The sequence below is a fragment of the Embleya sp. NPDC020630 genome (genome assembly GCF_044334985.1).
GTDB lineage: Bacteria > Actinomycetota > Actinomycetes > Streptomycetales > Streptomycetaceae > Embleya.
Window position 1 is genome coordinate 1 of sequence record NZ_JBIRUB010000047.1, and the last position, 12801, is coordinate 12801.

14 protein-coding genes are annotated in these 12801 nt (G+C 71.3%); 8 read left to right on the plus strand and 6 right to left on the minus strand.

Features of this window, described 5'->3' with window-relative positions; genetic code table 11:
* Positions 1 to 579, minus strand: a 579-nt coding sequence (locus ACH4XV_RS47825; protein ID WP_395800821.1) for an AraC family transcriptional regulator ligand-binding domain-containing protein, incomplete at its 3' end; no start/stop codon positions are given.
* Between the two features lie 503 nt (positions 580 to 1082).
* Here ACH4XV_RS47825 and ACH4XV_RS47830 point away from each other — a divergent pair.
* On the plus strand, positions 1083 to 1280 hold the full coding sequence (locus ACH4XV_RS47830; RefSeq protein WP_395800823.1) for a ferredoxin: 198 nt from the start codon (positions 1083 to 1085) through the stop codon (positions 1278 to 1280).
* Positions 1277 to 2464 carry an NAD(P)/FAD-dependent oxidoreductase gene (locus ACH4XV_RS47835; protein WP_395800825.1) on the plus strand — a complete coding sequence of 396 codons (1188 nt, stop codon included), beginning with the start codon at positions 1277 to 1279 and terminating at the stop codon, positions 2462 to 2464. Before ACH4XV_RS47830 ends, ACH4XV_RS47835 begins: the two co-directional genes overlap by 4 nt.
* A 394-nt stretch (positions 2465 to 2858) precedes the next feature.
* On the opposite strand, the gene ACH4XV_RS47840 is transcribed toward ACH4XV_RS47835, so the two are convergent.
* Together ACH4XV_RS47840 and ACH4XV_RS47845 are read right to left on the minus strand one after the other, a co-directional pair.
* A complete protein-coding gene (locus tag ACH4XV_RS47840; RefSeq protein WP_395800827.1) occupies positions 2859 to 3485 on the minus strand; it encodes a hypothetical protein in 627 nt (208 codons plus the stop codon).
* Between the two features lie 1075 nt (positions 3486 to 4560).
* Positions 4561 to 5049 (minus strand): MarR family winged helix-turn-helix transcriptional regulator, encoded by a 489-nt coding sequence (locus ACH4XV_RS47845; RefSeq protein ID WP_395800829.1) that lies wholly within the window; start codon positions 5047 to 5049, stop codon positions 4561 to 4563.
* Positions 5050 to 5243: 194 nt separating this feature from the next.
* Here ACH4XV_RS47845 and ACH4XV_RS47850 point away from each other — a divergent pair, with 194 nt between their 5' ends.
* The 6 genes from ACH4XV_RS47850 to ACH4XV_RS47875 all read left to right on the plus strand — a co-directional run bounded on the left by ACH4XV_RS47850 (position 5244) and on the right by ACH4XV_RS47875 (position 10637).
* Positions 5244 to 6464 (plus strand): MFS transporter, encoded by a 1221-nt coding sequence (locus ACH4XV_RS47850; RefSeq protein ID WP_395800831.1) that lies wholly within the window; start codon positions 5244 to 5246, stop codon positions 6462 to 6464.
* A gap of 32 nt (positions 6465 to 6496) precedes the next feature.
* Complete coding sequence (locus ACH4XV_RS47855; protein WP_395800833.1) at positions 6497 to 6919, plus strand: heme-binding protein; 423 nt, start codon at positions 6497 to 6499, stop codon at positions 6917 to 6919.
* A 255-nt stretch (positions 6920 to 7174) separates the two neighbouring features.
* Positions 7175 to 8002, plus strand: coding sequence for an aldo/keto reductase (locus ACH4XV_RS47860; protein WP_395800835.1), 828 nt, complete (start codon positions 7175 to 7177; stop codon positions 8000 to 8002).
* Positions 8003 to 8133: 131 nt separating this feature from the next.
* Positions 8134 to 9144, plus strand: a complete 1011-nt coding sequence (locus ACH4XV_RS47865; protein WP_395800837.1) for an aldo/keto reductase — start codon at positions 8134 to 8136, stop codon at positions 9142 to 9144.
* 106 nt (positions 9145 to 9250) lie between these two features.
* Positions 9251 to 9670, plus strand: a complete 420-nt coding sequence (locus tag ACH4XV_RS47870) for an SRPBCC family protein (protein WP_395800839.1) — start codon at positions 9251 to 9253, stop codon at positions 9668 to 9670.
* Between the two features lie 157 nt (positions 9671 to 9827).
* On the plus strand, positions 9828 to 10637 hold the full coding sequence (locus tag ACH4XV_RS47875; protein ID WP_395800841.1) for a ferritin-like domain-containing protein: 810 nt from the start codon (positions 9828 to 9830) through the stop codon (positions 10635 to 10637).
* 77 nt (positions 10638 to 10714) lie between these two features.
* Here ACH4XV_RS47875 and ACH4XV_RS47880 read toward each other — a convergent pair whose 3' ends face one another.
* From ACH4XV_RS47880 to ACH4XV_RS47890, 3 genes are all read right to left on the minus strand, one after another.
* Positions 10715 to 10882: a hypothetical protein gene (locus ACH4XV_RS47880; RefSeq protein WP_395800843.1), complete on the minus strand. Its 168-nt coding sequence runs from the start codon at positions 10880 to 10882 to the stop codon at positions 10715 to 10717.
* A 394-nt stretch (positions 10883 to 11276) separates the two neighbouring features.
* On the minus strand, positions 11277 to 12218 hold the full coding sequence (locus ACH4XV_RS47885) for a hypothetical protein (protein ID WP_395800845.1): 942 nt from the start codon (positions 12216 to 12218) through the stop codon (positions 11277 to 11279).
* Positions 12219 to 12302: 84 nt separating this feature from the next.
* Positions 12303 to 12716, minus strand: a complete 414-nt coding sequence (locus ACH4XV_RS47890) for a hypothetical protein (protein ID WP_395800847.1) — start codon at positions 12714 to 12716, stop codon at positions 12303 to 12305.
* Positions 12717 to 12801: the final 85 nt, after the last annotated feature.

Sequence of the window (12801 nt, forward strand, 5' to 3'; positions counted from 1 at the left end):
GGGGGCGTCGAAGTCGATGTTGCGGGTACCCAGGAGATCGGTCAGCGGGCCCACCGTGCTCGGTGGGCGGTGTCGGAAAGTGACCCGTACCGGGATGACGGGGCGCCGCAGCGCCTCGGTTGCCCTGCGGCTGATCAACGGTATGACGAACTGCTCTACGGCGGCGATCACATCGGGGCTGGCGGGGCCGGTGGAGTGCGTCACGGTGAACAGTCGGCCGTCGTCGGTGACCTGTAGCTTCTCCGCGCCCGGATCTCCGATGACGGTGAGGTGTCCGCAGCCGGTGCGCAGCGATTCCGCGAGTGTCTCGCCGGAGGTAAAAAGGTAGTCCCACACGCCGAAGGTGCCCATCGGGGCCAGTCCGACAGCGTGTGTGCCGGCGTGCGTCCCGGGGTGTCCGGTGATGATCTGTTCCCAGAGCACGAGCGTGGTGGGTGTGGATACGCGGGCGAACTCGTCGGCCAGGACGGCGTCGCCGACGTCGGGGAGCCGCACCAGTTTGGCCGGATCCATTCCGGATCGGCGCGCGGCGTCGACCATGAAGCGCCCCATGCGGGCGGAGACGGTTCCGTTGAGCACGGTTTTTGAGGCTAGGTCACGATCGGCGCCGCGTCGACGGCCGGTGGTCCCGTTGGCGCGTGTGGTCCCTTCGTCGGCGGGTCGGGTCCCTCGTCCGGTCGGCGTGGCGTTCGTACGGTCGAGGAGTCACGGAACGAGGGGCGACGAACTGCGGGCGAACCGGAAGGGAGTCGCCCGGCACGAGGCGCCGTGTACTTTCCCGAGCGAAACGGAATCTGTTGTGAACGACCCCTTGGTTCCCTGGCGGTGGGCGAGCACGCGGGGGCCGCGGTGATCGCGACGGTGCGGTGGACCTCACCGCCGCGCCGTGCGCCGGAGACCTGTGCTTCCCGCAGGTCCGGGGCTTCGCTGTCGACGACGTCGTCGAGGCCCACGAAGTCGCCGAACACCCCGCGCCCCGTGGCCGCGCGGTCGTCACACCGTAGGTCGTCATCGCGCCGGAGCGCCCCGCAGTACTCGCGTTTCCATCCCCCTGTCGCCCGACTCTGCAAGGGAGTTCGACCATGCGCGTCACCGTGGACATGACGGTGTGCGAGAGCCACGGTCAATGCGTCTTCGCCGCACCGGACGTATTCGCCTTCGACGACGAGGACCACCTCGTCTACGAGACGGCGCCGCCCGCCGCCCTGGCCGGGGACGTCCGCACCGGCGCCTTGATGTGCCCGGCCCGAGCCGTCACCATCACCGAGGAACGCGCATGAGGCGCATCGTCATCGTGGGCGCCTCCCTTGCGGGTCTGCGAACCGCGCAGGCGCTACGCGCCGAGGGGTTTCGCGGCACGCTGACCCTGATCGGCGACGAACCCCATCTCCCCTACGACCGGCCGCCGTTGTCGAAGCGGCAACTGACTGGAGCGGCGCGACCCGAGGACGACGACCTGCCGATCCCGCCCGACCTGGACGCGACCTGGCTGCTCGGGACCCCCGCCCGGGCCCTGGATCCGGCCGGCCGCACGATCCGGCTGGCCGACGGCCGCCAACTCGACTACGACGGACTGGTCATCGCCACCGGCGCCGCCGCTCGGACCCATCCGGCGGGCCACGTCCCGGACGGGGTACTCACCCTGCGCGGGCGCGACGACGGGGCAGCGCTGCGGACCCGGCTTCGGGCGGGCCGTCGGATCGTTGTGGTCGGCGGCGGCTTCCTGGGCAGCGAGATCGCCGGGGCCGCGCGCGGACGCGGGCTCGACGTCACCCTGGTGGTCTCGACCGCCCAGCCGTTGGCCCGCCTGGTGGGGGACGGAGTCGGCGCCTATGTCGCGGAGTTGCACCGGGCCGCCGGCATCACCCTGGTGACCGATCGCACCGCGCTGGGCTTCACCGGGGATCCCGCCGTGACCGGCGTCGTGCTCTCGGACGGCGACACCGTCGACGCCGACCTCGCCGTCCTCGCCCTGGGCGCCGAGCCCAACACCGCGTGGTTGGCCGGATCGGGCGTGCCGGTGGCCGGGGGCGTGGCGTGCGATCCGTACCTGCGGGTGCTGCACGAAAGCGGCGCGCCGCTGCCGAACGTGGTCGCGGCGGGCGACGTCGCCAGATGGCCGCACCCGCTCGCCGACGGCGCGCCGATCGCGCTGGGCCACTGGAGCAACGCCGCCGAACAGGCCGTGGCGGCGGCGCGTACCCTGCTGCGCCCCGACGACGCCCGGCCCTTCACCGTCGTGCCGTCCTTCTGGTCCGACCTGCACGGGTCCACGCTGCGCGCGGTCGGGCTGCCCGCTCGCTCCGACGAGTGCCGAGTCGGCCGATACGACGTCTCCGGCCGCAGGCTCGAGGTCACGTACCACCGCGCCGGGCGCCTGGTCGGCGCGGTGACGGTGGGCGGCCCCGGCCGGATCGCCGCGTACCGCCGCATCCTGACCGACGAACTGCTCCGGGCAGCATGAACACCGGGCCGATCCGCAACACCCCAGTACGGGATCGCGGGTGAGGTCGTCGCGTGCCACGGCGGCCGAGAGCCCGGGCCGGTGACTACGGCCGGCCCGACCCGCCGCGGGCGACGCGTGGCGCCGCGAGGCATCGAGGCGTGGCGGCGCCGAAGTACCGCTGCCCCGAACGCGGTTCCTCCACCCACGCGGTGAACTCCGACGTGTCGGCGGCGGTATACGGCCCGCACGGCGGCCGGCGCGCGGTGCGGCGAGATCGCCGAGGTCGCCGCCCATGTCGCCCGCGCGGCCGCCTGACCGACCGCCGCCGGTGGAAGGCCCGGGCCCGACGCCACTGGTTCAGGTCTTCCGTCGGCGGCTTGGGAACTGCTTTGGGGCGGGGCTTTCGAGCCGGCTACTTGCCGCCGTCGCGAATCAGGAGCAGTCCCAGGCCCCGGGTGCGGGCGCCGCGTACCCACTCGGGGAGGTTGTCGGCGAGCAGCCATTCGACGTCGTCGGCGTCGTCCTCGTCCGGGAGGAGGTCGTTGTCGGCGTGGATCCTGTCGGTGTCGAAGGCCGCGAGTTCGCGGTGGATCCGCTCCGACTCGGTCTTCGACGCGAACATGGGGAACGGCCATGGATCCGGGTCCGGGGCCGCGCCGGATCCCCACGGGAACGCCCAAGGACGCGCCCACACATCGGCGAGGGTGGTCAAGTCCCAGCCGCGGAAGACGTCTTCGAGGCGATCCCAGCCACGTCCCGGCAGGACCACCGATCCCAGCGGTACACCGAAGGTCGGGCCGAGGAGTTCCAGAAGCCACCCGTAACCGCCCGCACGCCCCGAATCGAGACGGCCGGCGACGATCTCGCGCAGCGCCGTCTCGACTTCGTCGGAATCGGTGGCACGAAGCAGCCGGTCCGGGGCGTTCGCATCCTCGAACGTTTCCAGGATCTTCCGCACCGCGACCTCGTCGTTCGAGCCGACAAAGTCGAAAAACACGGTGGCATCGACGGCGAAAGCGGACACATACTGTTCGGCCACGCCGCCATTGTGCCGGCGCCGACTGTCACGGCGTCCGTCGGGCACCGCGTTGGAGCGTACGGTGCACGTACACGACGGTCGCACGCGGTTGCGCGATCGCGGCGGCGCGACGCCGTGGGCGTGCGACGCGAATGTGGCGCGTTCGTCCATAGGCTTCGGCGGAGTCCTGCGCGCCACCCCTGCCGGCCCACCCCCGGTACCGCACCGACGGATCCGCGTCCGGGTTTGGGGGTGGGGCTCGGGGCGGCGCCCCGGCGGACGTCGCCGTGAGTACGCGACGGGGGACCCGCTTGGGTACGGCGACGAGTGTGACGAGGATCGGGTCGGGGATCCCCACGGACGCCAGGGTGGCAGCGACATCGCCGTGACGCAGGCCGAGCAAGCGAGGAGGCGGGTATCCGGGCCGCCGAAGAGCGGGAGGCCGGGTTCGACACCGCCGTCGCCGGCCGGACGCCGCTCATGTCGACGAGCGCGGCACCGGCCCACCGGGCCGATCGTGGCCCGGGGTCCACGGCGGCTCCGATCGGCAACAGCGGACCGAGAGCGCGGCCCATGTGGTCACGCGGCGGTGGTGGTGGCGCAGGGCCGGTGTCGGGGCGGTGAGTGCCGGCACGGTGTCGATGAGCGGCAGGATGGCCACCAGGGGGCGTCACGAACGCCGAGGGTCGATCCGCGAAGGCGTGCGGGATCCGGGTGTTCATGAACGGCCCCCGGCCCGTCACCCCCGACACCGAACGCCGGGTTCGGGGTCGTTCGACGTCCGGGAGCGTGGCGTCGAAGCCGGTCGGAGCCCGGGTGCTGGGGACCGAGACCGGCATGGTCGCGGTCTCGCCGGCACCGCGCCGGGACGGTCGGGTGTGTGTGTTCCGCGAGTTCGCCGATCGCCAAGGCGGACACCGGGTCGAAGAACGGCTCCGGCGGGGGCGACGCCGCGCCGCGGTACGGCGGCCGGGGTATCGCCCGCGTCGGCGTCCCCGTCGAGGGCCCGGGGCGGGATCGCCGGGGGTCGCCGTCGGATCGCGTCACGCGGCGCTCGTGTCCACGTGTGCTCCGATACCGGTCCCGTGCGCGGTCATCACGGTCGGGCGTTGCGCAACGCCGGTATGCCGCCGGCGGCGTCGACCGCTTCGACCGCCTTGACCAGGGGGGCCAACTCGGGGTTCCTGGCCGCTTCGTCGAGGGCCTCGCGCAGGGCGGCGTCGTTGGTCGGCCGGGCCTGCGCCAGAAGCTTCAGGCCGGCGTCGCTGACGTTGGTGTAGATGCCGCGGCGGTCGGTGGGGCACAGGTAGCGGGCGAGCAGCCCGCGGTCCTCGAGCCGGGTGACCAGGCGTGTGGTGGCGCTCTGGCTGAGTACGACCGCGTCGGCGACCTGCTTCATCTGCAGGTGGCCGCCCTCGCCGTCGTGCTGGCGGCTGAGCACGTCGAGCAGCGAGTACTCCCGCACGCTCAGGTCGTGCTCGGCCTGCAGCGCACGTTCGATCTGCGCCTCGATCCGGCCGTACAGGACATAGAGCGCGGCCCATCCGTTGGCGAGGGCGGTCAGCGCGGGATCCGTGGCGGTCATGGGCCCGAGTCTCCTTCCGGGTACGGCAGGCGGAACGTTCAGGATACTCCACTCGCTGAAATACCGGCTTGTGCACATATAAAGCCTGTACAAGTACTCTGGTGAGCGATTACCCGCACTTGCACTTATAGCGCGTATGCAACTATTGTCGAAGCTCGTAAGGAGCATCAGCAATCGTATGAAGGGTTCACGTCATGCCTCTCGCGCTCCTCGCCCTGGCCATCGGGGCGTTCGGGATCGGCACCACCGAGTTCGTGGTCATGGGCCTGCTGCCCGAGATCGCGGACGACTACGGCGTGTCGATCCCCACCGCCGGACTGCTCGTCACCGGTTACGCGGTCGGCGTCGTCGTGGGTGCGCCGCTGATGACCGTGCTCGGCAACCGGATCGGGCGCAAGACGATGCTCATGGCCCTGATGGGTCTGTTCGTCGTCGGCAATCTCGTCTCCGCGCTCGCGCCCACCTTCGGCGTCATGCTCGCGGGGCGCATCGTGGCCTCGCTCGCCCACGGCGCCTTCTTCGGCATCGGCTCGGTGGTCGCCGCCGGTCTGGTCGCGCCCGACCGGAAGGCCGGCGCCATCGCCACCATGTTCACCGGACTGACCGTCGCCAACATCGTCGGCGTACCGCTGGGCACCTTCATCGGCCAGGCCGCCGGCTGGCGCGTCACCTTCGCGGGCGTCGCCGCGCTCGGCGTGATCGGCCTGCTCGGCATCGCAAGGCTGGTCCCGGCCATGCCCCGCCCCGAGGGCGCCCACCTGCGCCGGGAGCTGACCGCGTTCCGCAATCCGCAGGTGCTGCTCGCGATGGCGATGACGGTGCTCGGCTTCGGCGGTGTCTTCGCCGCCATCACCTACATCGCCCCGATGATGACCCACACGGCCGGCTACTCGGACGGCGCTGTCACCTGGCTGCTGGTGTTGTTCGGGGTCGGCATGTTCATGGGCAACCTGCTCGGCGGCCGGTTCGCGGACCGCAGGCTGATGCCGATGTTGTACGTCACCCTCGGCGGGCTCGCCGTGGTGCTGGCGCTGTTCACCGTCACCGCGCACAACAGGATCCTGGCCGCGGTGACCATCCTGCTGGTCGGCGCGCTGGGCTTCGCCACGGTTCCGCCGCTCCAGAAGCGGGTTCTCGACCAGGCCCACGGCGCGCCCACCCTGGCCTCCGCCGTCAACATCGGCGCCTTCAATCTCGGCAACGCGCTCGCGGCCTGGCTCGGCGGGATGGTCATCTCCGCCGGGTTCGGCTACACCGCCCCGAACTGGGTCGGCGCCGTTCTCGCGGGCGCGGCCCTGGTCCTCGCCTTCTGGTCCGCCGCCCTGGAGCGTCGCACCTCGGCGCGGGAAACGGAGGCGGCCGATCCCGCGGTCGTCCCCCCGACCGCCGACGTCCGCATCCCCGTCCACCACTGACCCCCCTTCCCCCACACGGGAGCAGCACCACCATGAGCACCACCCCCGTGACCCCGTTGACCACCGCCGACGCCGAGACCCTGATCACGGCCGCCCGTACCGCCGCCGAGGCGGCCGGGGTCGCGGTGGGCGTGACCGTCCTGGACGCGGGCGGGCACCTGCTCGCCTTCCGCCGCGACGACCGGGCCGTCCTGATCGCCGGCGAGACCAGCACCCGCAAGGCCTACACCGCCCTGCAGCTGAACGCCCCGACCGCCGATCTGGTCGACCTCGTCAAGCCCGACGGCCCGTTCCACTCGCTGACCACCGCACTCGACCGCCCCCTGCTGTTCATCGCCGGCGGCGTGCCGGTGCACCGCGACGGCCGGCTGATCGGCGCCGTCGGCGTCGGCGGCGGCGCCCCCGAGCAGGACCACGGCTTCGCCACCGAGGCCCTCGCGCGGCTCGCCCGATGACCCGCACTCCGCAGCAGACCTTCGCGGACCACGGACGGCGCCTCGGCACCGGAGATCTCAAGATCCGGTCGCCGAGAACTACACCGCCGACACGGACACCTTCGTCTTCCGCGACGACCTGATCGCCGCCCAGACCGTCAGGTACACGCGCAGCGAGCGTGCGGACCGGACGGGCTGCCCAAGTTTCCCGAACATCCCTGAACCTCCCCAAACGGTCTGTCACAGATCTCCACCGACCGAGAAAGCGGCACCACCATGAGCACCACCGTCCCCACCGTGAAGCTGAACAACGGCGTCGAGATCCCCCAGCTCGGCTTCGGCGTCTTCCAGGTCCGCGAGGACCAGACCACCACCGCCGTCGCCGCAGCCCTGGAGGCCGGCTACCGCAGCATCGACACCGCCGCGATCTACGGCAACGAGACCGGCGTCGGTCGGGCCCTGGCCGGCTCCGGCCTCCCACGCGAGGAACTGTTCGTCACGACCAAGCTGTGGAACGCCGACCAGGGCTACGACCGCACCCTTCGCGCCTTCGACACCGCCCTCGCCAAGCTCGGCCTCGACACAGTCGATCTCTACCTGATCCACTGGCCCACCCCCGCCCGCGACCTCTACCTCGACTCCTGGCGCGCCATCGAGCGCCTCGCCGCCGAGGGCCGCATCCGCGCGGCGGGCGTATCCAACTTCCAACCCGCGCACCTCCGACGCCTGCTGGACGGCAGCGACCTCGTGCCCGCCGTCAACCAGATCGAGCTGCACCCCGGGCTCCAGCAGACCGAGTTGCGCGCCTTCCACGCCGAACACGGCATCGCCACCGAGGCATGGAGCCCGCTCGCCCAGGGCGCCGTCCTGAACGACGAGGCGATCACCACCATCGCGGCCCGCACCGGCAAGTCCCCGGCGCAGGTGGTGCTGCGCTGGCACCTGCAACTCGGCAACATCGTCATCCCGAAGTCGGTCACCCCGGCCCGCATCCGCGAGAACCTCGACGTGTTCGACTTCGCGCTCACCGACGAGGACATGGCCACGATCGCCGCCGGCGACCGCGATCTGCGCACCGGCCCGCACCCGGACCGGCTCAACTGAGCACCCGGCGAGGCCGTTCCGGATGACCCCAGCCCACCCGGAACGGCCCACCGCGCCCCGGCTCCCCGCATCGGGGACACCCCAGGCCCCCACCGGCAAAACAACCATCGACCATCGAAAGAGGCATCCCCGTGTCCCTCCGCGAATTCCTCCCCGGCCGACTCGGCTTCGGCACAGCCCCCCTCGGCAACATGTTCCGCGCGATACCCGACGAAGAGGCCGCCGCCACCGTCGAGGCCGCCTGGGACCAGGGCATCCGCTTCTACGACACCGCCCCCTTCTACGGGGCCGGCCTCGCCGAGGAGCGCCTGGGTGCGCTCCTCGCGACCAAACCCCGCGACTCGTACGTGCTCTCCTCCAAAGTCGGCCGCGTCGTCCTCGACGAGCACGAGACGGGAGATCGCGAATTCGGCGAGAAGGGCGGCCTGTTCGAGCACGGCAACGCCAACCGTATGCTCCACGAGTGGACCGCCGACGCCACCGAGCGCTCGATCGAGGGCAGCCTGAAGCGCCTCGGTGTCGACCGCCTGGACATCGTCTGGGTCCACGACATCGCCCAGGACTTCCACGGCGACCTGTGGTTGCACAAATACGAGGAGGCCCGTACCGGTGCCTTCCGGGTGCTCTCCCGACTCCGCGACGAGGGTGTGATCAAAGCCTGGGGGCTCGGCGTCAACCGGACCGAGCCGATCGAGCTGACCCTGGCCCTGGACGAGCCCCGGCCCGACGGATTCCTGCTCGCCGGCCGCTACACCCTCCTGGACCACCAACACGCCCTCGGGCGCCTGTTGCCGATGGCCCAGGCGGCGAACGTCGACATGATCGTCGGCGGACCGTACAGCTCCGGCGTGCTCGCCGGCGGCAGCCACTTCGAGTACCAGCAGGCCCCGCCGGAGATCGTCGAGCGGGTCGGGCGGCTCAAGGCCCTCACCGAGCGGCACGGCATCGGCATCAAGGCCGCCGCCCTCCAGTTCTCCCTGGCCCACCCCGTGGCCGCCGCCGCCATCCCCGGCGCCACCCGCCCCGGTCGCATCGCCGAGGACATCGCCGCCCTGAACGCGGACGTCCCGGCCGCGTTCTGGCACGACCTGCGCTCCGCCGCCCTCGTCGCCCCCGACGCCCCGCTCCCCCAGGGCGCCTGACCCCGAGCGCCCGCCCCACGCAAACCCGAAACCCGAAACACAAACCCGAACCGAGAAACACCGACAGAAAAAACCCGAACAGGGAAACCCGAACAGGAGAAAGACCATGGCATCCACGTCCGTGATCCGGATTCTGCCCGCCTCGCCGCAGCGGGTATGGGACCTGATCGGCGGATTCGACTCCCTGCCCGACTGGCTCCCCCACATCCCCGAGAGCACCGCGCTCGAAGGCGGCCGGGTTCGCCGTCCGACGAACCCGGACGGCGACGTCATCGTCGAACGCCTGGTGGACTTCAACGAGACCGAGCACCGGTACACCTACGCCATCCTCGAGGCACCCTTCCCCGTCACCGGCTACCTCTCCACTCTGCGGGTCCACCCGGTCCCCGGCCGAGAGCACGTCGCCGAGGTGCAGTGGTCCGGCCGCTTCACCCCCGACGGCGTCGAGGAGAGCGAGGCGGTCGATCTGTTCACCGGCATCTACCGCGACGGCCTCGACGCGCTGTACACCACGCTCACCGGCTGAGGCCCGCGCACTCGGGGGCGCGGCGACCTCGCGCGATCGCACGGTTTCACTTCGTGGACAGGTGGTATTCGGGCACTTCCGGTGACTGTGCCGGTGTCCGGTCCCGTGGTGGGGCTCGGCGGCATCCGCGGCGCCTATGGGGATGGAGGGCTCTATCGTGCTCGGTCCTCGCGACATTCTTCGACAGATCCATCGGGACGACGACGCGTTCCGCCTGTTCTGCAGCATCGCGGCGAAGGGCGAGAGCCAGGGCGGTTGGGAGAACGGGCGGATCGCCGCCCTGGCCCGCGATCCGGAACTGGCGCCCAAAATCGCCCGGCACGGCGCCGACGAGAACAAGCACGGGCGCATCTTCAACGCCATGCTGCACCGCCGCGGGCTCGATCCGGTCGACGTCCCGCCCGAGACGGACTACTGCATGCTCCTCGAACGCCGGGGGCTGGGCCTCGCCCACGAGCGGCTGCGCCGGGACGAACCGCTGACCGACGACGACATCGTCGAATACCTGGTGCACAGCCGCGTGACCGAGCAGCGCGCCGCGGAGGACATGCGGATGTTGCGTCGATACCTCGGCGACGACCCCGACATCGGCCGGGGCATCCGGATGATCTGCGAGGACGAGGAGAATCACCTCGCCTACTGCCACGAGGAATTGCTGCGCCTGTCCGCCCGCGACGGCGGGGCGGACATCGGGCGGGCCCTGCGCAGGACCGCCCGCGCCGAGATCGAGGTGAACCGCGACGTGAGCCTCGCGGTGATGGACCGCATGGGCCGTCTGCTCGGCTGGTCGCGCGCCCGGCGCCTGGCGCTGCGGGTCGGCATCCGGATGACATACGCCTACGACAGGGTGTGGGGCACGCGCCGCATGGTCCGCCTGCGCCCGCCCACCCGCACCGACTCCATGGGCCCGAGGGACACCGACGCGGCCACGGGAGGCCCTGCTCCGGAGCGGGGTCGGCCAAGCTGACCGGGCGGCGGGTCGGGCGCGGGGCCGGGCCGTCGTCGTGGTCCGCAACGCCCGCGCCGCCGTCGGGGCCGAGTGGGTCAGCGGGCGAGGGTGACGGTGACCGGCACGGAGGCGAGTGCGTTCATGATGTTGTTGGGACGGCGGCGTACCGGCCCGGCGAGTGCGATGTGTTCGACACGGGCGGCCAGTACCGCCTCCGCCTCCAGACGGGCGACATGCCGCCCGACGCAGTGGTGCAGGCCCATGAAGGACGCCGAGGCGCACGGTGCCGCGAACGCCCTCCGGCACGACCGGGAGCGTCACCGACGAGAGCCAACGCCGGGAGAATACGACGCACTTGGAATACGTGACGGCTACCAGCTCTCCGCGACGACCTCGCCCCCGCCGACGTGGCACCGTTCGGCGTCGGCAACCGCCCTGCCTGCGGTTGACGTCGCGGTGGAACTCTCCGAGGCGTGGATCGCGTCCGTCCAGCGGTTGACGTTCGGCCTGTACGGACGGGTCAGCGGCCATCTGCCGCACGACAATCGGTACTGGCGCTCCCGCCACCCGGAGGAGGCGGCCCGCGAGGACGCCTTCCGCCGCCGCGCCTCGGTCCTCACCCCGACGGCGCCTCCGCCCCGGGCAGTCGCTGAGCCGTCAGGCGCCTGCCGCCTCGGCGATGATGCGGCGGGCGTCGGCGAGCCGGGCCGTGAGCCGATCGTGGTAGTCCCGCAGCGCGTCGCGGTGGCCCTCGATGTAGAGGTCGTCGTAGGCGGACTGCACGGCGACGGCGATCCCGACCAGGTTGGTCGACGTCTTGCACCGGACATCGGCCGTCGCGTGCGCCACCTCGACCGCCGGGTGCCGCCCGGCGTCCGGCCCGCCCGTCGGGGGGACCAGGTTCGGATCGGTGAGCGCGTCGTCAGGTGTGGCGTAGTGGTAGCCCGCGGCCTTCATGCACGAACTCCACGCCCGGTACGCCGCCACCACCCTCGGATCGTCCACGGCCGAGTGCGGCCCGCGATCCGGCAACGTCGGCGGATCGGGCATCGGCAGCGTGCCACCCGTCCGACGCACACTCTCCCCCTTGCACCCGCCGGGGGGCACGGTCCGGCCGGCGTAGCTCGTCACCGGCGCCCCGGCGGCATCCGTCCCATGCTCCACCGCCAGCACCTCCGCCGCCGGCGCGGCCCGGCGCGGGCCCGGGTCGGCCTCGCCGAGTACCCGGTCGTATCCGTTCACCGCCGCGCCGGCCGGATCGAAGAACCCGTACAGCGGACTGTGCGTCTTCTCGAACCGCATGGCCTTCGCGTCGAATCCGGACAGCCCGGTGGGTATTCCTGGCAATCCGAATTCATTCATGCATTTCTCGTTGACGATATTCGCCGCGTTCTGTATCGACCCGACCTCCTCCGGCGTGACCAGATATCGATCGATCGGCCGGGTGATCTCGTCCACCGAGGTGATGGTCGGTATCGCCCCGACGGGCGGCAATGCCCGCCGAGCCGGGTCCGACCCGGCGTCGGACCCACCCGATCCGCATCCCGCCAGCGCCGCCGACAACACCAGGGCCGGTATTCCGACCACCATTCGTTTCATGTCAGAACCATCCCGAGAGTGCCGGTACGGACAACCGCGGGCGCCGGGCTGCGAGGCCGCCTCGACGCCCGCGACGACTGACGATCAGCCCCAGATGACGACGCCGTAGGTGGTCGAGTTGCGATCGACGTAGGGCGCGATCGCGCCCGGAATCATCCGAACCTGCCGGTCCTCGTAGTTGCTCGTCCAGTAGTTGACGTAGCCGGTGTTCCCACCCGATCCCACCGCCGAGGTGTGGGCGAGCCGAACGGAGAGCGCGTTGGGCGCGCTCCCCGTGTAGCCGTAGCACGCCACCGCTCGGTAATTGTTCGAGTCCCCGGTGTAGATGGTCACGCCCCTGCCGTCGGCGATCACACAGTCGATGGGCTTGACCTGAGCACTGGCCGGCCCCGCCGCGACGATGCCGCCGCCGACGAGAACCACGCCACCGACCGCGAGGGCGGCAGCGCGACGAGTGCGATTTCGCGCCATAATGTGCTGCTCCTTCGTGAATGCCATGGAATCAACAGTGAATACGGCCGGAAGCTCCCTGTTGGCCGCACCGAGCACCGACGCTTTCCGGCCACCCGGCGAATGCTTCCGA

Excerpts from the sequence above, each read along its gene's own strand:
- ACH4XV_RS47830 (WP_395800823.1), top strand. The coding sequence starts at position 1,083 with ATGCGCGTCACCGTGGACATGACGGTGTGCGAGAGCCACGGTCAATGC.
- ACH4XV_RS47835 (WP_395800825.1), top strand. The coding sequence starts at position 1,277 with ATGAGGCGCATCGTCATCGTGGGCGCCTCCCTTGCGGGTCTGCGAACC.
- ACH4XV_RS47845 (WP_395800829.1), bottom strand. The coding sequence starts at position 5,049 with ATGACCGCCACGGATCCCGCGCTGACCGCCCTCGCCAACGGATGGGCC.
- ACH4XV_RS47850 (WP_395800831.1), top strand. The coding sequence starts at position 5,244 with ATGCCTCTCGCGCTCCTCGCCCTGGCCATCGGGGCGTTCGGGATCGGC.
- ACH4XV_RS47855 (WP_395800833.1), top strand. The coding sequence starts at position 6,497 with ATGAGCACCACCCCCGTGACCCCGTTGACCACCGCCGACGCCGAGACC.
- ACH4XV_RS47860 (WP_395800835.1), top strand. The coding sequence starts at position 7,175 with ATGAGCACCACCGTCCCCACCGTGAAGCTGAACAACGGCGTCGAGATC.
- ACH4XV_RS47870 (WP_395800839.1), top strand. The coding sequence starts at position 9,251 with ATGGCATCCACGTCCGTGATCCGGATTCTGCCCGCCTCGCCGCAGCGG.
- ACH4XV_RS47880 (WP_395800843.1), bottom strand. The coding sequence starts at position 10,882 with ATGGGCCTGCACCACTGCGTCGGGCGGCATGTCGCCCGTCTGGAGGCG.
- ACH4XV_RS47885 (WP_395800845.1), bottom strand. The coding sequence starts at position 12,218 with ATGAAACGAATGGTGGTCGGAATACCGGCCCTGGTGTTGTCGGCGGCG.
- ACH4XV_RS47890 (WP_395800847.1), bottom strand. The coding sequence starts at position 12,716 with ATGGCATTCACGAAGGAGCAGCACATTATGGCGCGAAATCGCACTCGT.